The organism is Allorhizobium sp. nf9_anc (assembly GCF_056323085.1).
This window is the reverse complement of sequence record NZ_CM150481.1, coordinates 774678-799162: the sequence shown is the minus strand read 5'-3', so window position 1 is coordinate 799162 and position 24485 is coordinate 774678. Positions and strand designations below refer to the sequence as shown.

Below are 24485 nucleotides of genomic sequence, written 5' to 3'. Positions count from 1 at the left end.
GACGTAGGTCGGGGGGTAAAAGTGGGAACAGGACGGCCGCCGGGCACGTTCGGCCCTGCATCGCCGATGCCCGATACGATGACGACTTGTTCGGCGCCGTGGCGACGTCGTATATATAAGGGACGACCGAACGAAGGAATTGCCATGCAGCTGCCACCCCGTCGAGACGCCCTGAAACAGGCGACAGCAAGTGCCCATGCCGCACTTGATGAGATGGTTGGCGGCTTCACGACGGTCGCCGACTACCGCCGATACCTTCAGGGTATAGCCGCCTTCCGGTTGCCCGTGGAGGCCTGGCTTTCGACCAATGCACTGCCTCAAGCCTTTAACGACTGGCAGCCCGGCCTCGTCCACGAGGAGCTGAAGGCCGACCTTTCCGACCTCGACACGCCGGAACCTGTTGCCACCCGCCCATTTTCTCCACCAGAAGGCGAAGGTGTGGTAGGCCTGCTCTATGTGCTGGAAGGCTCCTCTCTCGGCGCCCGGCTCCTCGCGAAAAGGGCCGAGGCACTTGGTTTCTCTGCAGATTTCGGTGCCCGACATCTTTTTTCGCAAGCGCGGAACTTTTCCAACTGGCGCGCGTTTTCGGATCGTATGGAGAACGTGCGTGGATACGACGACCGAGCCGCTGCGCGGTGGGCAAACACCGCTTTCGACTATGCCCGTGATGCTTTCGAAAGCGCGATGAATGTTGACCACGCCTGCCGTCGATCTAACTAATTGCGATCGCGAGCCGATCCATATTCCCGGATCAATCCAACCGCACGGCTGTCTTCTCGCCTGCGATTTGTCGATCACGACCATTCGTCGCCACTCGGCCAATGCGTCCGAGATGCTGGGCGGACCCCTTCGTCTGGACGGTGTGTCGATCATCGAGCTTCTTGGCGAAGACGTGACCCATGACATCCGCAATGCGATCGCGGCAGCACCGGATGCGAGCCGCCCGGCGGTCATTGCGCATTTGCCCTTGCAGAACGGACGGTATTTCGACGTTGCCGTCCATCGCCAGAAGCAGGGCGCCATCCTGGAATTCGAGCCGTCTCTGAGACGGACCCAGCCTCTTCAGCTCGCCCGTGAGATGATCGGTCGGATCAAGGATCTCAACGACATCGACCTTCTGATCACCGCATCAGCGAAGCTCGTTCGCACGGTGCTCGGCTACGACCGCGTGATGATCTACCGCTTCGAGGACGATGGTTCTGGCAAGGTCGCGAGCGAGGCCAAGCGCCACGACCTGGAGAGCTTCCTCGGCCAGTACTTTCCAGCGACCGACATCCCGCGCCAGGCCCGCATCCTGTACATGCAGAACCCCATCCGCGTCATTTCGGACGCGCGTGGACTGCGGGTGAACCTGGTGCCAGAAGCCGACGAGCAAGCCGCACCGCTCGACCTCTCCTTTGCCCACCTGCGCAGCGTCTCGCCCATCCATTGCGAATACCTGCGCAACATGGGTGTCTCCGCTTCCATGTCGATCTCGGTGATTGTCGACGACCGCCTGTGGGGCCTGATCGCCTGCCACCACTATGCGCCGAAGACACTGACCATGTCGGAGCGGATCGCCGCTGAAATGTTCGGCGAGTTCTTTTCGCTCCATCTTCTGGCGCTGAAGCAGAAGCGCAAGCTCGACATCGCGAATGAAGCACGCCGGTCGCTCGATCGCTTCCTGCAGGCCGCGTCGCACCACGTTGACCTTGATGACATCCTGATGGCCGCCCTGCCCGAGTTCCAGACGCTCTTTGCCTGCGATGGCGTGGGCATGTGGATGAACGGACGCTGGACTGCGATCGGCGCTGCCCCGCCGCCTGGGCGCGAAGTGGATCTCGCTCACTTCATCCGCGATGTCGCCGACGGCCGGATCTGGTCGACGAAGACACTTTCGCATGATTACCCGCCGGCAGCCGACTATTTCGAAGACGTATCCGGCGTCATGGCGGTTCCGCTGTCGCAGATCCCACGCGATTACCTCTTCTTCTTCCGCAAGGAACGCCTGCAGACGCTGAACTGGGCGGGCAATCCGGAAAAGACCTATGAGACGGGCCCTCTTGGCGATCGATTGACGCCGCGCAAGAGCTTCGCCCTGTGGAAGGAAACCGTTCAGCGACAGGCGACGCCATGGCGCGATTCCGACCTTGAGATCGCCGAAGCGATCCGGTCGGCAACCGTCGAGATCGTGCTGCGCCACAACGAGCTGATGGAAGAAGAACGCAGCAAATCGGACGTGCGCCAGCGCATGCTGAACGAAGAGCTGAACCACCGAGTGAAGAACATTCTGGCGGTCATCAAGTCGCTCGTCACCTGGCCATCACAGGATCAGGTTCCGATCGACGACTATATCGGCTCCCTGCGGGGCCGCATTCATGCGCTCTCCCACGCCCACGACCAGCTGACCCGCGGTGGCGGCGGTGGCACGCTTGGCGATCTTCTCGACGCGGAGCTCCTGCCCTACCGCGCCGGCCGAAGCACAATCACGATTGCCGGCCCCGCGGCCACGCTGGATGCCCGTGCCCATGCGGTGGCGGCACTCGTCATCCACGAATTGTGCACCAATGCCGCCAAATACGGTGCCCTGTCGCGCGATGGCGGCGCCCTCGACGTGACCTGGCAAGAGGTCGAGGATGGCGATTGCATCTTGCATTGGCACGAAAATGGGGGTCCAACGATTGGACCGACCGGGCGCAAGGGCTTCGGAACTGCACTGATCGAGAGAAGCATCCCTTACGATCTAGGCGGCACGAGCAGCCTCGACTACCGACCGGGAGGCCTATATGCAGAGTTTCGCCTGCCCGGCCGGTTTTTGACTTGGGAAAGCGAACCAACGCGTTCGGAGAAGGGTCAGGCCATGGATATCCAGTCAGCGGTTGAACCCGTCAGCATCGCCGGCCTGCCGGTCCTGCTCGTGGAAGATCAGGTGCTGATCGCCATGGATGCGGAGATGATGCTTGCCGACGCTGGCATCGATGTCATCGTGACCGCAAGCTCAAGCACCGACGCGCTGAACCGCCTGAAGTCCTTCACACCCTCGATTGCCATTCTCGACATCAATCTCGGACGCGACACCTCCGTGCCCGTAGCCGAGGAACTGGTCCGACGCGGCATTCCCTTCGTCTTCGCCACCGGCTACGACGACAGATCGGTGGTGCCGGACGAGCTTTTGTCGATCCCGGTCGTGCGCAAGCCCTATGACGCAAGCGCCCTCGTCAAGGCGCTATCGGACCGCCTGCAGGATCACTGAGAGCATCCCGAACCGGCGAACCGCGAAGGGTCCGCAGTTCCGGGGGAACGAACCGAACCCCGAACTTGCGCTCGACTTGCGACGCAAAACCAGAATAGACCCGCTCCCTGTGAACGGGCGAGGCGAATTGCCTTGCCGAGGTATTGTAGAGATATTTCAACATCTCGAGTGCCCCCTCCGGGCCGCGTGCGGTGAGCACAGCATCGTGCTCGGGCCTGAGCGGGTCATCGGGTCCGCCGAGAAAGATACCGACCGTGTATAGCGTCTGGGGCGAGAGCCGATACAACGCTTCGGCTTCGCGCTCGAGCTGCTCACGTTGACCCGATGCCAGGAACATCGAGAGCCTGAGGACGGCAATGTAGATGTGATACTGCGAGCCGATCTCTGCCGTGCGCAGCGCATGGTCAAAGTAGCGCAACGCATCCGTGAACTCGCCGCGCAGGGCCCGCAATTGGCCCAGAAGCGGATAGACGACCGAGAGTTCGAGGTCCGGGCTTTCCAAAATTTCGCGCACAAGGCTTTCGGATAAATCGAGATGGCGGCGGTCGACGAAAAACAGCAGCTTTGCGATACAGGCCCTCAAAACCGGACTGTTCTGAACGTCTGGCAGGCAGCCAAGGCACGTCGCCTCGATTTCTCGCTCGATCTCCTCCCGCCGTTCATCGGTGAGCCCGAAGGTGACAGGTCCGATGACAAGGATCGCATAGAGATGGGACGCCCACATCACCGCCACCTTCGCGTCGGTCGGGTCTTCGGCCCGCTTTCGGGCGAGCATCTCGCCGCTGTCCAACCATCCCTGATCCGGCATCCCGAACATCCGGGCGGCCTCATGCATGCTGAGCTCCAGCGGTATGGCGCTCGCCTGCGTACCCCGGTCTGAGGCATGGAAGACCATCTCGTCGATCACTTCACTCGCAAGCGCCGCGATCCCCTGATCGTTTTCACCTACAAGCAGCCAGTCGATCAGCAGCTTCGACACCTTGACCGTCTGCCAACTGCGCGCAGACCTCAGCACGGCCCGGGCGTGAAGCTTGTCGCCATCCCGGAGGAATGCCAGTTCCAGGCAATACTCGGCGCTGCGCGCCTGTTGCCGCGGATCCAGAGTGGATGAAAAGACAACCGTACGCGGCTTTGCAAGCCGTTCCGAAAGCAAATGGCAAAGGTGGTGGATGACCTCGCGAACCTGAGGTTCAAAGGCCTCCCCCTCCAGACCGTAAACCGGGCCGACCACGAGGAAGACGTCGCTCAGATCGACCTCTTCAGGCTGCGCTATCCAGACATAACCTTCGCCATAACGCGTGGCGAGAAAGCGCGGCTGCTTGACACTGTCCCCGAGCTTGGCGCGCAACCTTGTGATGACAAAGTCGATATTGCGATCGGAGCGATCGGAGCCGGTGCCTGAAATCGCATCCAGCAAAGCAGCCCGCGTCAGCACGCGCCCCGCCTTTTGCGTGAAGGCCTCAAGCAGCAAACGCTCATTCTTCGTGAAACGGATCAATTCCCCATTTCGTTGAGCCGAAGTCATGTCTTGATCGAAAAGCAGATCGATATAGCGCTTCATTGGTCCCACCAAAGATGAAATCAAATAATTCTGCAACAAAGGCATTGCATGAACAGACCCTCGGAATGAAGGGCCGCGACGTTCAAAGACGGCTCGCCAATACCAGTAGATAGGGATCGGAATCCAATTGAAATTGGCGGAGGGACATAAACATGAAATTGCGAACAAGAATATTTGCATCGCTCGTAACGACGGCGATTGTGATGGTTGCTTCACCGTCAGCGGATGCGAGGCAACGGTCAACCGTGGATACTGCGATAGTGCTGGCGGTTGAAAATTCTATATATGTGACAGCTGTAGAACGGGCAGCGCAGATCAGCGCCCATGTCGCTGCACTTAAGTCACCGGCATTCGCCGATCGGGCTCTTTCCAACGATCGGTGCCTGGGTCTTCACTACCTGGAATGGTCGGGCGATGGACGCGCACAAACCATCCTCCCCTGGATCGTGATCTGCTCTGCGGACAAGGCGCGCGAAGCCGCCGGAATGATCGAAGCAGCGACGGCAAAGGCCGAAGTCCCGGCGTCCAATGCATCAGCCTCGCCGGTTGACGCCATCGACCTCGCCCATGAAGCGATGCGGACGATGCCCTTTGCCGCAAGGAACAAGATCATCAACGTCTCGACTGTTTACGCGGATGAAGACAGGCAACCGCCGAGAAGCACGAAGAACCGGTATCAGCGGGAGGACTATACGATCAACGCTGTGGCATTTGCGCCAGACGGCGGAGACATGACGGACGCTGCGACAGACTATCTGAAACAGCACGTCGTTGCAGGCAGGGGCGCTTTTGCTGCCGCCTCGCCCGGCATCAGCACCTATCCCAGGCTTGTGATGCAAAGCATGCTGCTGGCCGCGGGAGAACGCGGCGGCAGACGATCGACGTTTTGAAGCAATGCCGGTGTGAACCCGCTGTAGGACTTGCCTGCTTAGGCACAGATTAGCTCGAAAACCCCTGTCGAGGCAGGGTTGTCAACGGCGACCGGCAACTTTAAGTTCTCTCTTTGTTCCAAGGGCAGAGAGAGAATCGATGCGCGCACTCGAACAGTTCATCGTTGACGCAAAGGCCGCGTGTTATGTCGGCGGCAAAGCCGCCGAACCGCAAGGCTCACGTCTGGCGGCCCATGATCTGCGCTACGAATGCGGTCCCTTCCGCTATCTCGACAGCTATTTCGGCGGCACGGATTTCATCGGCCAGGAAGTGGTCTGGAAGGATGGAAGCCCCGTCTGGGCACTCAACTACTACGGTCGCATCATCGATCCCAACCGGCTCGACGCGGAGAAGGCGGGCTCCATCATCAAGCAGGCGCTGATCGCGCTTTATCAGCAGAACCGCTTTCTCGGCGGCTTCAGTTTTCAGCATGCACTTGGCGAATATATCGATGAATCCATCGGCGACGTGGCGAGTTTTCAGGGCGTCGAACGCATCCTCGTCAACGACCGGCTCGCCTATCGTCTCGACTATCATGGCGGCCTTATAAAGCCATGACACCAACTGTCGGCTAGCCCTTTCTCTGCCCTTGCTATTCTGGACAATCCCGTGAAAATGCCTAAAGGAAAGCCAATCCACAAAAGGCGCTAGATTTTAGGCATGCCGGCACGCCAACGCATCATCCCCGTTCGTCGCGAATACAATCGCTGGGTCGCGAACCAGACGCTGGAAGACTATGCGCTGCGCTTTACCGCCAAGAGCGCCCGCAAGTTTTCCTCAAGCCGGATCTCCCAGACCGCGATCGGCGCCATCTCGTTTCTAGCGCTGGAGGCGATCGGCGGCACGATCACCATTGCCTATGGCACGACCAACGCTTTCTTCGCCATCATCGTCGCCGCCATCCTGATGCTGCTGGTCGGGATCCCGATCAGCAAATACGCGATCCGCCACGGCGTCGACATCGATCTGCTGACCCGGGGTGCCGGCTTCGGCTATATCGGCTCGACCATCACCTCGCTGATCTATGCCGCCTTCACCTTCATGCTCTTTGCCATCGAGGCATCGATCATGACCAAGGCGCTGGAACTCGCCTTCGGCATTCCGCTCTGGCTCGGTTACATCATCTCGGCGATCGTCGTTCTGCCGCTGGTCACCTATGGCATCCGGATGATCTCGAAGTTCCAGCTGCTCACCCAGCCTTTCTGGATCGTGCTGAACATCCTGCCCTTTGTCTTCATCGCCTTCCTCGACTGGGAGAAGATCGACCTCTGGCGCGCCTTTGCCGGCATCAACCATTCCAACGCCCATCTCGGCCAGGCGGCCCCCTTCGATCTCCTGGAATTCGGCGCCGCCTCCGCCGTGATCCTGGCGCTCATGCCGCAGATCGGCGAGCAGGTCGACTTCCTGCGCTTCCTGCCGCCGGAGGGTGCGCGCAAGCTGCATCACCGCATCGCGATCTTCCTCGCAGGCTCCGGCTGGGTCGTGCTCGGCGTGCCGAAACTGCTCGCCGGCTCCTTCCTCGCGGTCCTCACGCTCTCGACCGGCGTCCCGATCAGCGAGGCGGCCGACCCCGCCCACATGTATGTGGCGGCCTTTGGCTATATGCTGCCGAACGAGACAGCGGCCATGCTGCTGATGGCCGGCTTCGTGGTCATCTCGCAGCTCAAGATCAACGTGATGAACGCCTATGCGGGCTCGCTCGCCTGGTCGAATTTCTTCTCGCGCCTGACCCACAGCCATCCGGGCCGCGTCGTCTGGCTCGTCTTCAACGTGGCGATCGCGCTCCTGTTGATGGAGCTTGGCATCTACGGCCTGCTCGAAGAGACGCTCGGCATTTTCTCGATCATCGCCATGAGCTGGCTCTGCGCCATCTCCGCCGATCTCTTCATCAACAAGAAGCTTGGCCTCTCACCGCCCGGCATCGAGTTCAAGCGCGCCCATCTCTACGACATCAATCCGGTCGGCTGCGGCACCATGGCGCTGTCGGCAGGGCTGTCGCTCGCCGCCCATTTTGGCACCTTCGGCGACCTCATGGCGTCGCTCTCGACCTATGTCACCCTGGTGGCCTTCCTCATTTCGCCGCTCATCGCCTGGTGGACGGAAGGCAAATTCTACCTTGCCCGCAAACCCCGCCACAGCTGGAAGAACCAAACGGGCATCACCTGCTCGATCTGCGAACACCCTTTCGAGCCGGAGGACATGGCCTGGTGTCCCGCCTACGCGGCACCGATCTGCTCGCTCTGCTGCACGCTTGACAGCCGCTGCCACGACATGTGCAAGCCGCATGCGAAGATCAACGCACAGGCCGCGACAGTGGCGCGCGCCTTCCTGCCCGAGGCGATGCTCGAAACCTTCTCGACCCGTCTCGGCCGCTATGCGCTGACCGCCTTGGTGTCGATCTCCGTCATCGGTGGCATCCTGGCGCTGATTGCCCATCAGGTGAATGCCGCGACGCCCGACATGACCGACGTGGTCAACCGCACGGTGACCGTCGTCTTCTTCATCTTCGCCATCATCGCCGGCATCGTCTCCTGGTTCTACGTGCTCGCCCATGACAGCCGCGTCGTCGCCGAGGAGGAATCTTCTCGCCAGAACACGTTGCTGCTCAAGGAGATAGCGGCCCACCGCAAGACGGACGCAGCGCTCCAGAACGCCAAGGAAACCGCTGAGGCAGCCAACCGCGCCAAGAGCCGCTATGTCGTCGGCTTGAGCCACGAGCTGCGCACACCGCTGAATGCGGTGCTAGGCTACGCCCAGATCCTCGAGCGCGACGAGACGATCCCCGTGCCGCGCCAGTCGGCGATCAAGGTCATCCGCCGCTCCGCCGACCACTTGTCGGGTCTGATCGACGGGCTCCTCGATATCTCCAAGATCGAAGCCGGCCGCCTGCAGGTCTTCTCCAACGAGGTCAACATCCAGGATTTCCTCGACCAGTTGATCGATATGTTCGCCCCCCAGGCTGCGGCCAAGGGCATTCTCTTCGAGCACCAGCGCTCCCGAAACCTGCCGCTTTATGTCCGGACCGATGAACGACGGCTGCGACAGATCCTAGTCAATCTGCTCTCCAACGCGATCAAGTTCACCGATGAAGGTACCATCCGCTTTGGCGTCGACTATCGCAGCCAGGTGGCTACCTTCACGGTCAGCGACACCGGTCGCGGCATCTCGGAAAAGGACCTGAACCGGATCTACGAACCCTTCCAGCGCGGCGAGGCCGACAATGTTCGCCCGATGCCGGGGCTGGGCCTTGGACTGACGATCACCAAGCTCCTGACCAACACGCTTGGCGGCGAGATCTCGGTCACCAGCGAGCGCGACAAGGGCTCGACCTTCAAGATCCGTCTGATGCTCTCGACCATCGACCGTCCGAACACGGCGCCTGCCCCTGAACGCAAGATCGTCTCCTACACCGGCCCGCGTCGCACCATCATGGTCGTCGACGACAACGAGGATCACCGCGAACTGATGCGGGAGGTTCTGGCCCCGCTCGATTTCGTCGTGCTGACCGCCGCCGGCGGGCCGGAATGCCTGACCCTCGTCGAAGGCGTGAAGGCGGACCTCTTCCTCGTCGATATCTCGATGCCGGGCATGAACGGCTGGCAACTGGTCGAGAAGCTGCGCGATGCCGGCCAGAAGGCACCGATCCTGATGCTGTCTGCCAATGTCGGCGACGCCCCTGCCCCGGGCGGCGAAGGTCATGACGACGCAATCACCAAACCCGTCGACATCACCCGGCTGCGCGATAAGCTGGCCCGCTTCCTCGGGCTGGATTGGATCTATGCCGACGATCCGCGCCTGCTGCTGCCGGCAACGCTGCCCGACAAACCGGTATCTCCGGGCCCCGGCCATATCGAGGAGTTGATCAGCCTTTGCGATATCGGCTATGTGCGCGGCATCGAGGCAAAACTCGCCGAACTTGGCGGGCTGGGGAACAATACGGCCTTCGTCGACGCGGCCCGCGCTCATGTGCAGGCTTTCGACCTAGCAGGGCTTCGCGGTTTCCTGACCTCCTTCGAAACCGGCAGGGAGCCGATCCATGGCTGAGGCGAACCGCCGCGATATCGTGCTTCTCGTGGACGACAGTCCCGATGCGCTCGGCTTTCTCACCGAAGCCCTGGAGGCATCCGGCTATTCCGTGCTGATTGCGACCTCCGGCCACGGCGCCCTCTCGATCGTCGCCCGCATCAGCCCCGACCTCATCCTGCTCGATGCCGTCATGCCCGGCATGGACGGCTTCGAGACCTGCCGCACACTAAAGGCCGATCCGGTCGTCGCCCAGGTGCCTGTGATCTTCATGACCGGCCTGACGGAAACCGAACACGTCGTCAAAGCCCTGGAATCCGGTGGCGTTGACTATCTCACCAAGCCGATCAACATCGACGAGCTGCGCGCCCGCATCCGGGTTCATCTGTCCAATGCCCGCTCGGCCCAGAGCGCACGTGTGGCACTCGATGCCGCCGGCCGCCACCTGCTCGCCATCCGTGGTGACGGCCAGGTGCACTGGACCACGCCCCAGGCAAACCGGCTGATCGAGACCGCGACGGGCCACGCAGACGGAATCGGCGACGTCGCGAAGGCCGCCGCCGCCTGGCTTTCCGTCCGCCGTGCCGGCAGCCCTGCCCAGGGCGAATCCAGCTTCGCCTATCCCGGAGCCACCGGCCTGCCGCTGACGCTCTCCCTGCTAGGCACGATCGGTGCCGACGAATATCTCTTCCGCCTCACCTCCGCCAACCGCCAGAGCGAAGACGAGATGCTGCGCGAACGCTTCGGCCTCACGCACCGCGAAAGCGAAGTCCTGCTGTGGATCGCCAAGGGCAAGGCCAACAGAGATATCGGCGAAATCCTGGGCTTGTCGTCACGCACGGTGAACAAGCACCTCGAGCAGATCTACTCCAAGCTCGGCGTCGAAAACCGCGCCTCGGCTGCCGTGAAGGCCGCAAATGTGCTGCGCGAGACGTAAAATGTGGGCAGTAGGCAGTGGGCAGTAGGCAGTAGGCAGTAGGCAGTAGGCAGTAGGCAGTCGAAAACTCGCCAGCCGACCCAACACTGCAAACACCTATTCCGAGGCACGGCGCTCCACACCCGGACGACATTCGGATGCCAATTCCCTAGCACCTACTGCCTATTGGCTACTGCCTAAATCCTGTCCCCCCAAAAGCAAAAAGCCCGGCGCGAGGCCGGGCTTTCCGTCGTTCCAAGACTGGATCGAATTAGTTCTGGAAGTACGAGTACTTGCCGTCCTCGCCCTTCTTCCAGGTGTACATGACGTAGTCCGGACGGGTGATGTCACCCTTGGCGTCGAAGCCGAGTTCGCCGATAACGGTCGTGTACGGACCCTTTTCCTTCAGAGCCGTAGCAACGGTTTCCGGGTCGGAAGAAGCGGCAGCCTTGGCAGCTTCTGCGATGACCTGCAGAGCAGCGTAGGAGTACAGCGTGTAGGCTTCCGGCTCGAAGCCAGCGTCGCGGAACTTCTTCACGGCGTCGGCAGCGTTCGGGTTCTGGCGCGGATCCGGCGGGAAGGTCATCAGCGTGCCGTCAACTGCGTCACCGGCGATCGAAGCAAGTTCGTTCGAGGTGATGCCGTCGCCAGACATCAGGGTTGCTTCCAGACCCTGGCTGTCCATCTGACGCATGATCAGGCCAGCTTCAGTGTGCAGACCGCCGAAGTAGACGACCGATACGCCGGCTTCCTTCATCTTGGCGATAAGGGCCGAGTAGTCCTTTTCGCCGGCAGTGATGCCTTCGTAGATGACTTCGGTAACGCCGAGTTCGTTCATTGCCTTCTTGGTTTCGTCGGCAAGACCCTGGCCGTAAGGCGTCTTGTCATGCACGACAGCAACCTTGGCGTCCTTGAAGTTGTCGGAGATGTACTTGCCGGCAACTGCGCCCTGCTGGTCGTCACGACCGCAGGTGCGGAAGGTGTTCCACAGGCCGCGCTCGGTGAAGTTCGGGTTGGTCGAAGCAGGCGTGATCTGCAGGATGCCGTTTTCGGCATAGACTTCAGAAGCCGGGATCGAAACGCCCGAGTTGAAGTGACCGACGACGAACTTGACGCCGTCAGCGACGAACTTGTTGGCGACCGAAACGCCCTGCTTGGCGTCCGAAACGTCGTCACCGAGAACGATCTTGATCGGCTCGCCGTTGATGCCACCGGCGGCGTTGATGTCGGCAGCAGCCTGCTCGGCACCCTTCTGGAGCTGAGCGCCGAACGCAGCGTTCGGGCCAGTCAGCGGGCCGGCAACGCCGACGAGGATTTCGGCGTAAGCATTGCCGCTGAAGGCAACCATGGCCGTCAGCGCAACTGCCGAAAGAAGAGACTTCTTCATATTGTGACTCCCAAGTTTTTTATGCGGGTTAGGATTAAAAACCCTGCGCAATACCCGCTGTGACTGCGCCGGAAAACTGTTCCACTCTTTGTATACGGCCGAGGCCTTGTCTTATTGCAAGTCGACGCCCTCTGTCGCCAATCTGCGACAGAAAACAACAGCTTGTCAATCTTTGTTCTTCCACGAGAAATACGAGGTTCTCTCATAGAGCCAGTAGTAGTTATCGACCATCTGCGTGGTGCGGCGGGACTGGAAACCAGCCACGGCAAACACCATCAGGATGACCACGTCGAGGACGTAGAAGAAGGGGCTGACGAACGGTCCTGCAAACAGCGAATAATGCAGGAAACGCATCGCAAACCCCAAGCCCAGCACATACACGAACACCGTGCCATAGCCGTTCCAGCCCTCGGCTGCGGCCTTGCCGGTCCGCCATGCGGTCCAGAAACCCAGCAGCATCACGAGGAACCGCAGCACGAGCCGAACGGTGGTGTCGCTTTCGAAAAACAAACCTTGCATGTCAAATTCTCCCCGCGCTCAGTGATGGCCGCCTTCGAGATAGGCCGCGCGGACCGACGGATCGGCCAGCAGTTCCTTACCCGTGCCACTCATCGTCACCTTGCCGTTGACCATGACATAGGCACGGTCGGACAGTTTCAGTGCGGCGAAAGCGTTCTGCTCGACGAGGAAGACGGTCAGCCCCTCTTCCTGGTTGAGCCGCTTAATCTGTTCGAAGATGCCCTTGACGATCAGCGGCGCAAGGCCGAGCGAAGGCTCGTCGAGGAGAAGCAGCTTCGGGCGCGACATCAGCGCACGACCGATGGAGAGCATCTGCTGCTCGCCACCCGACAGTGTGCCGCCGCGCTGGCTCTGGCGTTCCTTCAAGCGCGGGAACATCGTGAAGATCTTCTCCACGTCTTCCTTGAAGTATTTCAGGTCATCAAGGCCGGCACCCATTTGCAGGTTTTCGAGCACCGTCATGCGTGGGAAGATGCGGCGACCTTCCGGCGACTGGGCGATGCGGCGACGGGCGATCAGATGGGTCGGGATCTTGGTGATGTCTTCACCGTCGAAGATGACCTGGCCGGAGCGCGCCTGTGGGCTGCCGCAGATGGTCATCATCAGCGTCGACTTGCCGGCGCCGTTGGCACCGATCAGCGACACGATCTCGCCCTTATGGACCTCGACGTCGACACCGGCGAGCGCACGGATATTGCCGTAGTAGGTTTCAACATTGGAAACCTTGAGAAGCGGTTCAGAGGACATCAGGCTTCCCCTCCGGCAATCGCTTCGACTTCGTGGATCACTTCTTCCAATTCTTCATCCTCGACACCCAGATAGGCCGCGATGACCTTCGGGTCGTTCTTCACGTGATCAGGCGTGCCATCGGAGATCTTCTGGCCGTATTCCAGAACCACGACGTGGTCGGAAATCTGCATGACGACGGACATGTCGTGCTCGATCAGGAGCAGCGACGTGCCTTCATCGCGAATGCTGCGCAACAGCGTGTTGAGCGCCAGGGATTCCTTCGGATTGAGACCGGCTGCCGGTTCGTCGAGGCACAGGAGTTCCGGCCCTGTGCACATGGCGCGGCAGATTTCCAGACGACGCTGGGCGCCGTAAGGCAGGTCGCCGGCCGGATCGTCGGCACGATCGGTGAGATCTGCCTTGTCGAGCCAGTAGCGGGCCTTCTCGATCGCCTCGTTTGCCGCCTTCTTGTAGGCGGGCAGACCGAGGAGACCGAGAACGGTGTAGCCCGACGCCTTCATCAGCGCATTGTGCTGGGCGACCAGCAGGTTTTCGAGAACGGTCAGACCCGAAAAGAGCCGGATGTTCTGGAAGGTACGCGCGACCTTTGCCTTCTTCGGAATTTCGAAGTCCGGCAGGCGTTCCAGCAGATACTGGTCGCCGGACTTCTGGGTCAGTGTGATCATGCCCATCGTCGGCCTGTAGAAGCCGGTGATGCAGTTGAAGACGGTGGTCTTGCCGGCACCGTTGGGGCCGATCAGCGCGGTGATCTCGCCGCGCTTGGCTTCGAAAGAGAAGTCGTTGATGGCCATCAGACCACCAAATCGCATCGACAGATGCTCGACCTTCAGGATGGTGTCATTGCTCATTGTCGTGTTCCCGGAGGTCATCAGCCGTGACCTTCCTTGGTGAAGCTGCCCGAGACGGCCTTGCGTTCCTTGAGGAAGGCCGTCGGCTCTCTGCTGCCGACGAAGCCACGCGGCTTGAACAGCATGACGACGACCATGGCGAGGCCGAAGAGGATCATGCGGTACAGTTCCGGCGTGAAGTCGGGGCCGAAGATGTGCTTGAGGAACTCCATTTCGCGCAGCGCTTCCGTGCCGCCGATCATGACGATCGCCGCAATCGCAATACCCGTCAGCGAACCCATGCCGCCGAGGACGACGATGGCGAGAATAACCGCGGACTCGAGGAAGACGAAGCTTTCCGGCGAGACGAAGCCCTGGCGAGCCGCGAAGAACGAGCCGGCAAAACCACCGAACATCGCACCGATCGCAAAGGCGGTCAGCTTGGTCGTCACGGTGTTGATGCCGAGCGAACGGCAGGCGATCTCGTCTTCACGCAGCGCTTCCCACGCACGGCCGATCGGCATGCGGCGAAGCTTGATCGTGACATAGGCCGTCAGGCAGCACAGCGCCAGGATCACGTAGAAGAGGTAGATCTTGTAGTAGGCGGAGGACATCGGCAGGTCGAAGGTCTTGGCAAAGCCGTCAGCCGAGGCATTGAACTCGATGCCGAAGAAGGTGGCCTTCGGAATGCTCGAGATACCGAAGGTACCCTTGGTGACGTCCTGCCAGTTGATCAGCACCAGTCGGATGATTTCCCCGAAGGCGAGCGTCACGATGGCAAGATAATCACCCCTGAGCCGCAAGACCGGGAAACCGAGGATGATGCCCCAGAAGGCAGCCAGAATGCCGGCGAGCGGCAGAAGCAGCCAGAAGGACAGGCCGAAGTTCTGGGCGAGCAGCGCGTAGGAATAGGCACCGACCGCATAGAAGGCGACGTAGCCGAGGTCGAGCAGGCCGGCGAGACCGACGACGATGTTCAGACCCCAGGCAAGCATGACGTAGATCAGGATCTGGATGCCGAAGTTGTCGACATATTTCAGCGAACCCTGAACGCCTGTCAGAGCGAGAATGACCGGCGGGTACAGAATGAGCGCCAAGAGCGCGATCTTCAGGAAATGCGTCTTGAAGAAGGACGGCTTGGCATCGATGTCGTGCACCGGCACGGCCGCCGACTTCTTCTCCTTGCGGGCGGCGAACCACGGCGCAATGAGGGCGACCATGGCGAAGCGACCGAAGGCGGCGATGAGGACGAAGATCGCCAGCAGGCCGGGACGCGTGTACCAGACCAGCTCGTTCGCCATGTTCTGATCGGTCTTGATGCCGATGTAGAGGACGAAGAGACCGAGCGAGATGACACCCGCGAAGATGCCTTCCTTGATGGCGCGCGCGAGCGTGCCGGACGACGCGGCACCGTTTACGTTTGCATGAGTGGTCATGGGATCAAACCTTCTCGACTTCCGGACGTCCGAGGATGCCGGTGGGCTTGAAGATCAGCACGAAGGCCAGGATGCCGAAAGTCGCGACGTCCTTGTAGGCGATGCTGAAATAAGCGGACCAGAGCGACTCGATGAGGCCGATCAACAGGCCACCGAGAACAGCGCCCGGGAGCGAGCCGATACCACCGAGAACCGCGGCCGTGAAAGCCTTGACGCCCGGGATGAAGCCGTCGTGGAACGAGGCAACGCCGTAATACATCAGGTACATCGTACCGGCGACGGCGGCGAGTGCTGCACCCATCACGAAGGTGATGGAGATCGTGCGGTCGACGTCGACGCCGAGCAGAGCTGCCATCTTGCGGTCCTGTTCGGTCGCGCGCTGAGCGCGTCCAAGCGGCGTCTTGTTGACGAGGTACCAGAAGGCGGCAAGCAGGATGGCCGTGATGACGACGATGATGACCTGCTTCACGGCGATGGTGACATTGCCGAAATGCAGAACGTCGCTGACCAGCGGCGGGATCGGCTTGTTGCGCGGACCCTGCGAGATCTGGATGAAGTTGGACAGAACGATCGACATGCCGATCGCGGTGATCAGCGGCGCGAGGCGGAACGAACCGCGCAACGGCCGATAGGCAACCCGCTCGATCGTCCAGTTCCACAGACCCGTCATCAGCATGGCAATGATCAGCATGATCAGCAGCGCAAGCGCCACCGGAATGCCGGCAAAGAAGGATGTCAGGATGAGGAAGACGATAAGAGCGGCGAAGCCGCCAAGCATGAAGATATCGCCGTGGGCGAAGTTGATCATGCCGATGATGCCGTAGACCATCGTATAGCCGATAGCCACGAGGCCATAGATGGATCCAAGAGTCAGCCCGTTAATGAGCTGCTGGATGAAGTACTCCATATATTATCCCCCGGACGCGCCTGATTGTTGCGTCTCATTTTGTTGTCCCTTTCGGGCATAGGCGTCGGAGGATTCCATATCGCTTTGTCCGAAAATGTGAAGCCAAAAAGGCATCCGTCAGACAAAATGTTACTGTTAACAGGCGCTTTGACCCGGGAAATGACAGGTCACACAAAAAAGAAGCAGAAAAAGCTTAGGAAATCAGCAGGTCGCGCGAGGCGACCCGCCGTTCATTCTCGCGAACTAATGCAAGCCCACTTTTGTGAAAAACAGTTCAGTTTCTCATTCGCGACCCGTTCGCGTCAAAAAGCGACTGAGGCTGCAGACGGGCCGGCAGGATTTCCCCAAGAATTTCCACGCCCCAGCCGTCGATTTCGTCGGCAATCTCCTTCGGAACATAGCCGATGGCGACCGACACGCCGCTCGGATGGGCAAAGCCGCCCGAGGTAACCCAGCCGCGCACCTCACCGTTGAACGAGATCGGTTCGTCGCCGATGACGTCGGCATCCTTGGCCTCGACGATGAAAGTGCGCAGACGAAGCGTGCCGCCTGAAAGCTTCTCTTCCAGAGCCGCCTGCTTGCCGATGAAGCTCGCTTCTTTCTTGAGCGCCACGAAACGTGACAGCCCGGCTTCGAGCGGCCCGTAGAGCGGGCGATACTCGCGCGACCAGCTGCCGAAGCTCTTCTCCAGTCGGAGCGCATTGAGGGCCCGCAGACCAAAGAGCGAGATGTTGAATTCGGCACCCGCCTCCATCAGCGTATCGAAGACATAGCGCTGGTATTCGGGCCGCATCCAGATCTCGTAGCCGAGATCGCCGGTATAGCTGACGCGACCGAGCATGACCGGTGCCATGCCGAGATCCATCTCTCGGATCGCCATGAACGGCAGAGCCTCGTCCGAGACATCGAGATGCGTCAGCTTGGCGAGCACCTCGCGGGACTTCGGCCCGGCAATCGACAGGCCCACAAGGCTGAGGTTCAGCGCCTCGACATCAACAGAACCATCCTCCGGCAGATGGCTCTCGAACCAGCGCATGTGATAGTCCTCGGCAATGCCGGAACCGATGATCAGGAAGTCCTCGTCATCGAGATTGGCGACCGTGAAGTCACCGATCAGCTTGCCGGCCTCGTTCAGCATCGGTGCCAGCGCCATGCGCCCGACTTCGGGCAGCTTGCAGGCGAGCATCCGGTCGAGCCAGGCACGAGATCCCTCCCCGCTCACCATGTATTTTGCAAAGCCCGAGGTCTCCATCAGACCGACGCTCTCGCGCACGGCCTTGGCTTCCCGACCGACCGCCTCGAAATCCGTCGACCGGCGCCAGGAAAAGGCGTCCTCGACACCCTCAGGTGCAAACCAGAGGGGCGTTTCCAGACCATAGGACGCGCCGAACACGGCACCGGCCGCCTTCAGCTTGTCGTAGACAGGCGTGGTCAGCAGCGGCCGTGCGCCCGGCAGCTCTTCGTTCGGATAGCGGATCGAGAAGCGGCGGGAATAGTTCTCGCGCACCTTGGCATTGGTATAGGCGAGCGTCGCATAGTCACCGTAGCGGCAGACATCCATGGCAAAGACGTCGAAGCCCGGATCGCCCTCGATGATCCAGTTGGCAAGCGCCAACCCCACGCCGCCGCCCTGGGAGAAGCCCGCCATGACCGCGCAGGCCGACCAGTAATTGGTCATGCCACGCACGGGGCCGACGAGCGGGTTACCGTCAGGCGAGAAGGTGAAGGGGCCGTTGATGATCTTCTTGATGCCGGCATTGTTGAACGCCGGGAAATGCCGGAAACCGATTTCCAGCTCGTTGGTGATGCGCTCGAGGTCTTCGGCCAGAAGCTCATGGCCGAAGGTCCAGGGCGTCTCGATCGGCGACCAGGGACGGCAATCCTTTTCATAGGTGCCCATCAGCATGCCGTTGCGCTCCTGGCGGATATAGATCTCGCCGTCGAAGTCGACGCAGTGCATCAGTTCCTTGCCGGTCGTCTTGTTGAACTCGATCACCTCCGGCATGTCCTCGGTGATCAGATACATGTGCTCCATGGCGAGAACCGGCAGCTCCAGCCCGACCATGCGGCCCACTTCGCGCGCCCAGAGACCGGCGGCGTTGACCACATGCTCAGCGCGGATCTCGCCCTTGTCGGTGATCACCCGCCAGGTGCCGTCTTCCAGCTGCACCAGATCCTCGACCTTGGTGTGCAGATAGATCTCGGCGCCATTCTTCTTGGCAGACTTCGCATAGGCGTGGGTCGTGCCGTAAGGGTCGAGATGGCCCTCGTGCGGATCGAAGACCGCACCAACGAACTGCTTGGGGTCCAACAGCGGCATCATCTCATAGGCTTCCTGCGCCGAAATCAGCGTCGCCTCGCCATTCGCATACTTGCCCTTGGCAAGCAGCGACTTCATCCAGTCGAAGCGCTCCTTGGTGGCGGCGAGCATCAGGCCCGATGTCATGTGCAAGCCGATGTCCTGACCGGAATACTCCTCGATCTCCTTATAGAGCTCGACCGTGTATTTCTGCAGCTTGGCAACATTCGGATCGCCATTGATCGTGTGCATGCCGCCGGCCGCATGCCAGGTGGACCCGGAGGTCAGCTCCGAACGCTCAAGAAGCACCACATCGGTCCAGCCGAACTTGGTCAGGTGATAGAGGACCGAACACCCGACGACACCCCCGCCGATGACGACGACACGCGCATGGCTCTTCATGGAAAACGCTCCCTTGGCGGCAAAGATTGATCCCACAAAGCTAGATTGCCCGCATGAAAGCCAGAAGACCATGCTGCGACGAAACATGTCGCATGAGTGACAGACAGTGTTCTCTTGGCGGCGTCGCGGTTGCGACTTTTGTGTCAATCAAACACGACACACAGCTGTCTTTTTAAGAGTTCAGTAAGTTAGCAATTATAATCGTATCATATCGGCCCAATCCCCCGCCGCCGTCCCAAATCAGAGATCCGCATGTCATTTTTCGCCTTCGGCAGCGATGCCCGCTCTATTCTGAACGCCCTCGAAAAATCCCAGGCCATCATCGAGTTCGACCTCGAAGGCCGCATCCTGCATGCCAACGACAACTTTCTGAAAGCGATCGGCTACCAGCTGAGCGAAATCGTCGGCCGGCATCACCGGATGTTCGTCACCCAGACCGAAGCCAATTCCCCCGCTTACCAGCAATTCTGGCGCCACCTGGCCGCCGGAAACTTCGACCAGCGCCAGTACAAGCGCATCGCCAAGGGCGGCCGCGAGATCTGGATCGAAGCGACCTACAATCCCGTGTGCAAGGGCGATCGCCCCTATAAGGTCGTCAAGTTCGCGACCGACATCACGGCGATGAAGCTGAAGTCTCTGGATGCCGAAGGCAAACTCACGGCCCTCGACCGGGCGCAGGCCATCATCGAGTTTTCGCCCACCGGCGAGATCCTGCATGCCAACGAGAACTTCCTCGGCGCCATGGGCTACACGCTGTCCGAAATCGTCGGGCACCACCATCAGATCTTCTGCGACGGGGACTACGCTTCATCGGCAGAGTATCGCGACTTCTGGCGCGAACTGGGACAAGGCCGTTTTGTCTCCGACCAGTTCACCCGCTTCGGCAAGGGCGGCAAGAAGATCCACATCCAGGCCTCCTACAACCCGATCATGGATGCCGACGGCAAGGTGCTGAAGGTGGTCAAGTTCGCAAGCGACGTCACGGAGCGCTTCCGAGTCATCGAGGAGCTCGGGGCCGGCCTCGGCCGCCTCGCTGACAGCAATATCCGCATCACGCTCGACCAACCCTTCGGCGAGGAGTTCGAACCGCTGCGGCGAGACTTCAACGCCTCGATCGGCGCCTTTCAGCTGACCCTGTCCGGCGTCCTCGACCAGACGCATGAACTGGCGCGCAATGGCAGCGCGATGAAGAATTCAGCCGAAGAGCTTTCCGACAGAACGCACCAGCAGGTCGTTGCACTCGAACAGACGGCAGCGGCCTTGTCGGAAGCAACCACCAAGCTGCGCGCGGCAACCGAGCGAACCCGCGAAACACGCCAGATGGCAACGGATGCCCGTGCTGCCGCGACCTCGTCCGTCGCTGTGGTCCGCGACACCGTCAGCGCCATGGAGCGCATCGAAGGCGCTTCCAACGAGATCGGCAAGATCATTGGCGTGATCGACGAGATCGCCTTCCAGACTAACCTGCTCGCGCTCAATGCCGGTGTCGAGGCAGCGCGCGCAGGCGAGGCAGGCAAGGGTTTCGCCGTCGTTGCCCAGGAAGTGCGCGAATTGGCCCAGCGCTCGGCCAATGCGGCGAAGGAAATCAAGGCATTGGTGAACACCTCTGCCAATGAAGTGCAGGAAGGCGTGCGCCTCGTTGGTGAGACGGGCCGCGTGCTGGAAGAGATCGAAAAGTTCGTCTCGGCCATCGACAAGAATGTCGACCGCATCGCGACCTCCGCCGCTGAAGAGACGGCAGCTCTCGAAGCCATCAACGGTGCTGTGACCGATGTCGATGGCATGACCAAGGCAAACGCCGCGATGGTCGCCCAATCGACCGAAATCAGCAGGGCTGTCTCCGATGGAGCAACCGTGCTCGCCGATCTCGTCAACCGCTTCAAGCTCGACCGGCGGAACGGGATCCGTGAGGACGGCAAGGAGGTCTGGACACCGGCCGAGCGGGCAGCCCGTCTGCGCATGCCCTACCGCGCCGCATCCTGACGCCTGCAGCGCAGATCCTGCACACCGGAGAACGCCTCCGTTGGAACTCCAGATCGCCCGCGTTTCCCAGCGCGGGCGGTTGTCATCTCCTGCCCGCGGCTCAGCGCGCCGGCAAGCTCCGGACAATCAGATCCATCACCAGCGGCACCCGCCCGCGCAATTCCTCCTCCAGCGCCTCGCGGGACAGGTTGAGCATCAGAGCGCGCAGATGGATGGAGCCGAGCAGCGTCGAGACGAGCATGTCGGCGAAGGTCTTGTTGTCGATGCCAGGCGGCAGCCGAAGTGACGGATCGCTGGCCAGTGCCTGTGCAACATGGCTCATCGTCTTCTCGACGCAATCCCGGTAGAAGCGCTGCGCAAGCTCCGGGTACTTTATCGACTCCGCGATCACCAGCCGTGTGAGCGTGATCTGCCGAGGCGACAGGATCGCTGCAGCGACATCCTCCAGGAGCCGGATCAACCGCGCCTCCGACTGCTCTTCACCGCTCGCAACACGGCTGTCTATGACCGCCACGTCATGGCTGTCGACCAGCGCGCCGAAGAGCGAGGCCTTGTCCGGGAAGAACTTGTAAACCGTCTTCTTAGCCATGCCGCAGGCGCGCGCCACCTCTTCCATCGTTGCATCGCCATAGCCGAGACTGTCGAAAACGGTCTCCGCCGCCTGCAATATCAAGGCCTTGCGATCATCGTCCGCGAGGCTTGGGGGCCGTCCCACCGTTGCTGAAGCCGTCGTCATGCCTGCCATCCCACAAGATTCTGGTTGACAATAAGAAACGATTGCGTTTCCTATCTCCTCAAGGAAACGATATCGTTTCCAATTGCGCGTTTCAACCCCCGCCGCTGAAGAGACAAGGACCATGCAGAACAAGAACACCGCACTTGCGATTGCGCTGGGAGCCGTCTGTGCTCTCGGCCCCTTTGCGACCGACATGTATGTCGCCGCCATGCCCCGCATGGCAGAAGACCTCGCCACGACGGATGCCAACATCCAGCTGAGCATGATGACCTATTTCACCGGTTTCACGCTCGGCCAGCTGTTCTATGGCCCCGTCTCCGACAAGACCGGTCGCAAGCCGATGATCTATCTGGCGCTGGTGATCTTCGTTCTCGCCTCGATCGGCTGCGTACTCTCCACCGGCGCCACGGAACTGCTTGTCTTCCGCTTCCTTCAGGGCATAGGCGGCTCGATCGGCATGGTCATCGCCACCGCCTCGATCCGTGACGTCCATACCGGACAGGCCGCCGCCCGCCTGATGTCGATGGTCGTGCTCGTACTCGGCATCGCCCCGGTGCTGGCACCCCTGCTCGGCAGCCTCGTGCTGCAGATGGGCGACTGGCGCATGATCTTCGCGCTCCTTGGCGCCCTCGGCGTCGTCGTCGCGGTCATCACCGTCACCATGCTGCCAGAAACGCGCATGCCCGAACTGCGCGCCATGAGCCGCCCAGGCGACGCCCTGCACTGGTATGGCCGCCTGCTCTTCACCCGCAGCTTCATTCCCTCTGCCGGCGCACTCGCGCTCGCCCAGGGTGGCTTCTTTGCCTATATCGCCGGCTCGTCCTTCGTGCTGATCAATGTCTATGGCCTCTCGCCGCTCGCCTATTCGGTCATCTTCAGCCTGAACGCGATCGGCATCGGTATCGGCGCGCAGCTCGCCCCGCGCCTGGCAGAGCGGATCGGCGTGCGCGGCGTGGTCAAGCTGAGTGCCAGCGTCTATGCGACTGCCGGCCTCATCCTGCTCGGTCTGCAGCTTGCCGGCATCGCCCCCCTTGTCCCGGTTTGCATCCTGCTCTTCATCATGGTGATGGGCGTCGGCGGCATCATGCCCACCTGCAACATCCTTGCGATGGAATCCCATGGCGCGATCTCGGGCACGGCTGCGGCCCTCATGGGTGCCCTCGGCTTCGGCGCCGGCGCGCTCTGCAGCTTCGCCATCGGCGTGCTCGACGATGGGACTGCCCTTCCGATGATCGGCGTCATGGCCGCCTGCGCCGTGGCGACAGCCGCGATCGCCATCTTCACCTTCGGCCCGTCCCGGGTGACCAAAACAGCAGCCGCCTGACAGGACGTCCGAAAAGCATCAGCCGCCGGTGAGAAACCGGCGGCTGATGATTTTTTTGTTTGTAATTGTGGATGGCCTACATCCGCCGCAGCGTGAATTCCGTCAGCTCCGCCGGCACCCCGATCCGGAGCGCAAAGCCCGGCCAGAGGCCCGTGCCATTGTTGACATAGAGCTTCATGTCTCCGACCTGGTAGAAGCCGGAGACATAACCATTGTTCGCCCGGGCGACGATCTGGTCGAGGCCACGCACCATGCCGCCATGGGTGTGGCCCGAAAGCTGAAGCGCAACACCCTTTTCGGCAGCCCGCTGGGCAAGCCGCGGCTGGTGATCGAGAAGAATGATCGGCGCGCCCGCAGGCGCATCGCGCAGGGCAGCCCCGAGATCCGGCTCGAGTGACCCGGTCGAACGGGCCGAAAGGTCGGTGACACCGGCAACAACCAGCCTGCCCGCCCCACGTTCGATCACCGCATGCTCATTGGCGAGGATCCGCATGTTGAGTTCAGGAAAATGCGCGAGCCACCGATCGACCTCGAAGAAATATTCGTGATTGCCGGGCACGGTGAGCACGCCGTCACGGGCGCTCAAACCCGCAAGCGGCGCGACGTCTTCGCGGCGTATGTCCAGGCTACCGTCGATCAGGTCACCGGTGATGACAATGAGGTCGGCATCGAGCGCATTGGTTTTCTCCACCACGGCGCTCGCCCAGCGACCGGTGAATAGACGGCTGATATGCAGGTCCGTCAATTGCACCATCCGATAACCGTCGAATTCAGGCGCGAGCCCGGGGATTGCCACCTCGATCTTTTTGATCGGCGGCACGCGGATCGCCTGGCTGATGCCAAAACTAGCCAGCACCAGAGCCGCAATGCCCATCGTGTAACGCACTTCGGCCGGCACCACCGGAAACGACCATTTGACGGCGAGGATCAGGATGCTGACGAGATCCAGCACCACCTGCATTGCGGCCAAGAGCACTATCGCCCCGAAGAACAGGTTGAACCCGATCACCAGCGGACGCGGGAACTCCGGCGCGAAGACCGATCCGGACGTGAAGCGGCTGAAGAGATGATACTGCGAAGCCAAAAGCAGGAAGGCGGCAAGCAACAGCTTCACCATCCAAGGCCATGGCAAGGGGGCGATGAAGCGGGTTGCCACGATGAGCCATGGCAGGGAAAACATCAGATGAAACATGCGGGCGGGGGATCCTTTGTGCCGTAAACGCCGAAAAGTCCCTGCCGGTTCACATCTAAAA

The 24485-nt window shown here is 61.0% G+C and carries 18 protein-coding genes; 8 read left to right on the top strand and 10 right to left on the bottom strand.

Annotated elements, in window-relative coordinates; all coding sequences use genetic code 11:
- The first annotated feature begins 144 nt into the window (after positions 1-144).
- Both AC02Y0_RS03625 and AC02Y0_RS03620 read left to right on the top strand, forming a co-directional pair.
- On the top strand, positions 145-720 hold the full coding sequence (locus tag AC02Y0_RS03625) for a biliverdin-producing heme oxygenase (protein WP_476382473.1): 576 nt from the start codon (positions 145-147) through the stop codon (positions 718-720).
- The gene (locus AC02Y0_RS03620; RefSeq protein WP_476382471.1) at positions 689-3232 is read left to right on the top strand and encodes an HWE histidine kinase domain-containing protein; all 2544 of its coding nucleotides are present in this window, start codon (positions 689-691) and stop codon (positions 3230-3232) included. Before AC02Y0_RS03625 ends, AC02Y0_RS03620 begins: the two co-directional genes overlap by 32 nt.
- Here the strand turns inward: AC02Y0_RS03620 and AC02Y0_RS03615 are convergent.
- A complete protein-coding gene (locus AC02Y0_RS03615) occupies positions 3198-4961 on the bottom strand; it encodes a winged helix-turn-helix domain-containing protein (protein WP_476382469.1) in 1764 nt (587 codons plus the stop codon). The two genes, AC02Y0_RS03620 and AC02Y0_RS03615, sit on opposite strands and share 35 nt — an antisense overlap.
- Here AC02Y0_RS03615 and AC02Y0_RS03610 point away from each other — a divergent pair.
- From AC02Y0_RS03610 to AC02Y0_RS03595, 4 genes are all read left to right on the top strand, one after another.
- Entirely contained in the window at positions 4946-5683 is a 738-nt protein-coding gene (locus AC02Y0_RS03610) for a DUF1194 domain-containing protein (protein ID WP_476382467.1), read from the top strand. The two genes, AC02Y0_RS03615 and AC02Y0_RS03610, sit on opposite strands and share 16 nt — an antisense overlap.
- A gap of 139 nt (positions 5684-5822) precedes the next feature.
- Positions 5823-6281: a DUF5680 domain-containing protein gene (locus AC02Y0_RS03605; protein WP_476382465.1), complete on the top strand. Its 459-nt coding sequence runs from the start codon at positions 5823-5825 to the stop codon at positions 6279-6281.
- A gap of 102 nt (positions 6282-6383) precedes the next feature.
- Positions 6384-9767 (top strand): hybrid sensor histidine kinase/response regulator, encoded by a 3384-nt coding sequence (locus tag AC02Y0_RS03600; protein WP_476382463.1) that lies wholly within the window; start codon positions 6384-6386, stop codon positions 9765-9767.
- Positions 9760-10683, top strand: coding sequence for a response regulator (locus AC02Y0_RS03595; protein WP_476382461.1), 924 nt, complete (start codon positions 9760-9762; stop codon positions 10681-10683). Before AC02Y0_RS03600 ends, AC02Y0_RS03595 begins: the two co-directional genes overlap by 8 nt.
- A 250-nt stretch (positions 10684-10933) precedes the next feature.
- On the opposite strand, the gene AC02Y0_RS03590 is transcribed toward AC02Y0_RS03595, so the two are convergent.
- The 7 genes from AC02Y0_RS03590 to AC02Y0_RS03560 form a co-directional block, all read right to left on the bottom strand.
- Positions 10934-12049, bottom strand: a complete 1116-nt coding sequence (locus AC02Y0_RS03590) for a branched-chain amino acid ABC transporter substrate-binding protein (RefSeq protein ID WP_102018258.1) — start codon at positions 12047-12049, stop codon at positions 10934-10936.
- Positions 12050-12214: 165 nt separating this feature from the next.
- Positions 12215-12568, bottom strand: coding sequence for a DUF6867 family protein (locus AC02Y0_RS03585; RefSeq protein WP_102018259.1), 354 nt, complete (start codon positions 12566-12568; stop codon positions 12215-12217).
- Positions 12569-12586: 18 nt separating this feature from the next.
- Positions 12587-13315: an ABC transporter ATP-binding protein gene (locus AC02Y0_RS03580; protein WP_102018260.1), complete on the bottom strand. Its 729-nt coding sequence runs from the start codon at positions 13313-13315 to the stop codon at positions 12587-12589.
- Entirely contained in the window at positions 13315-14187 is an 873-nt protein-coding gene (locus AC02Y0_RS03575) for an ABC transporter ATP-binding protein (protein WP_476382459.1), read from the bottom strand. The genes AC02Y0_RS03580 and AC02Y0_RS03575 overlap by 1 nt, the downstream gene beginning before the upstream one ends.
- Positions 14187-15581 (bottom strand): high-affinity branched-chain amino acid ABC transporter permease LivM, encoded by a 1395-nt coding sequence (gene livM / locus AC02Y0_RS03570; protein ID WP_476382456.1) that lies wholly within the window; start codon positions 15579-15581, stop codon positions 14187-14189. Before livM ends, AC02Y0_RS03575 begins: the two co-directional genes overlap by 1 nt.
- A 4-nt stretch (positions 15582-15585) precedes the next feature.
- Complete coding sequence (locus AC02Y0_RS03565; protein WP_102018263.1) at positions 15586-16488, bottom strand: branched-chain amino acid ABC transporter permease; 903 nt, start codon at positions 16486-16488, stop codon at positions 15586-15588.
- 274 nt (positions 16489-16762) lie between these two features.
- Positions 16763-19189 (bottom strand): GcvT family protein, encoded by a 2427-nt coding sequence (locus AC02Y0_RS03560; RefSeq protein ID WP_476382454.1) that lies wholly within the window; start codon positions 19187-19189, stop codon positions 16763-16765.
- Between the two features lie 252 nt (positions 19190-19441).
- Between AC02Y0_RS03560 and AC02Y0_RS03555 the strand changes: the two genes are divergently transcribed.
- Positions 19442-21172 carry a methyl-accepting chemotaxis protein gene (locus AC02Y0_RS03555; protein ID WP_476382453.1) on the top strand — a complete coding sequence of 577 codons (1731 nt, stop codon included), beginning with the start codon at positions 19442-19444 and terminating at the stop codon, positions 21170-21172.
- 100 nt (positions 21173-21272) lie between these two features.
- On the opposite strand, the gene AC02Y0_RS03550 is transcribed toward AC02Y0_RS03555, so the two are convergent.
- Positions 21273-21908, bottom strand: a complete 636-nt coding sequence (locus AC02Y0_RS03550; protein ID WP_476382451.1) for a TetR/AcrR family transcriptional regulator — start codon at positions 21906-21908, stop codon at positions 21273-21275.
- 121 nt (positions 21909-22029) lie between these two features.
- Here AC02Y0_RS03550 and AC02Y0_RS03545 point away from each other — a divergent pair, with 121 nt between their 5' ends.
- Positions 22030-23232 carry a multidrug effflux MFS transporter gene (locus AC02Y0_RS03545; protein WP_476382449.1) on the top strand — a complete coding sequence of 401 codons (1203 nt, stop codon included), beginning with the start codon at positions 22030-22032 and terminating at the stop codon, positions 23230-23232.
- A gap of 76 nt (positions 23233-23308) precedes the next feature.
- Here AC02Y0_RS03545 and AC02Y0_RS03540 read toward each other — a convergent pair whose 3' ends face one another.
- On the bottom strand, positions 23309-24424 hold the full coding sequence (locus tag AC02Y0_RS03540; RefSeq protein ID WP_476382447.1) for a metallophosphoesterase: 1116 nt from the start codon (positions 24422-24424) through the stop codon (positions 23309-23311).
- Positions 24425-24485 lie beyond the last annotated feature (61 nt).

Bases quoted from the DNA above. Each gene is read 5' to 3' on its own strand.
- AC02Y0_RS03560 (WP_476382454.1), bottom strand. From the start codon at position 19,189: ATGAAGAGCCATGCGCGTGTCGTCGTCATCGGCGGGGGTGTCGTCGGG.
- AC02Y0_RS03610 (WP_476382467.1), top strand. From the start codon at position 4,946: ATGAAATTGCGAACAAGAATATTTGCATCGCTCGTAACGACGGCGATT.
- AC02Y0_RS03545 (WP_476382449.1), top strand. From the start codon at position 22,030: ATGCAGAACAAGAACACCGCACTTGCGATTGCGCTGGGAGCCGTCTGT.
- AC02Y0_RS03555 (WP_476382453.1), top strand. From the start codon at position 19,442: ATGTCATTTTTCGCCTTCGGCAGCGATGCCCGCTCTATTCTGAACGCC.
- AC02Y0_RS03595 (WP_476382461.1), top strand. From the start codon at position 9,760: ATGGCTGAGGCGAACCGCCGCGATATCGTGCTTCTCGTGGACGACAGT.
- livM (WP_476382456.1), bottom strand. From the start codon at position 15,581: ATGACCACTCATGCAAACGTAAACGGTGCCGCGTCGTCCGGCACGCTC.
- AC02Y0_RS03605 (WP_476382465.1), top strand. From the start codon at position 5,823: ATGCGCGCACTCGAACAGTTCATCGTTGACGCAAAGGCCGCGTGTTAT.
- AC02Y0_RS03565 (WP_102018263.1), bottom strand. From the start codon at position 16,488: ATGGAGTACTTCATCCAGCAGCTCATTAACGGGCTGACTCTTGGATCC.
- AC02Y0_RS03620 (WP_476382471.1), top strand. From the start codon at position 689: ATGTTGACCACGCCTGCCGTCGATCTAACTAATTGCGATCGCGAGCCG.
- AC02Y0_RS03590 (WP_102018258.1), bottom strand. From the start codon at position 12,049: ATGAAGAAGTCTCTTCTTTCGGCAGTTGCGCTGACGGCCATGGTTGCC.
- AC02Y0_RS03585 (WP_102018259.1), bottom strand. From the start codon at position 12,568: ATGCAAGGTTTGTTTTTCGAAAGCGACACCACCGTTCGGCTCGTGCTG.
- AC02Y0_RS03550 (WP_476382451.1), bottom strand. From the start codon at position 21,908: ATGACGACGGCTTCAGCAACGGTGGGACGGCCCCCAAGCCTCGCGGAC.
- AC02Y0_RS03575 (WP_476382459.1), bottom strand. From the start codon at position 14,187: ATGACCTCCGGGAACACGACAATGAGCAATGACACCATCCTGAAGGTC.
- AC02Y0_RS03625 (WP_476382473.1), top strand. From the start codon at position 145: ATGCAGCTGCCACCCCGTCGAGACGCCCTGAAACAGGCGACAGCAAGT.
- AC02Y0_RS03580 (WP_102018260.1), bottom strand. From the start codon at position 13,315: ATGTCCTCTGAACCGCTTCTCAAGGTTTCCAATGTTGAAACCTACTAC.
- AC02Y0_RS03540 (WP_476382447.1), bottom strand. From the start codon at position 24,424: ATGTTTCATCTGATGTTTTCCCTGCCATGGCTCATCGTGGCAACCCGC.
- AC02Y0_RS03600 (WP_476382463.1), top strand. From the start codon at position 6,384: ATGCCGGCACGCCAACGCATCATCCCCGTTCGTCGCGAATACAATCGC.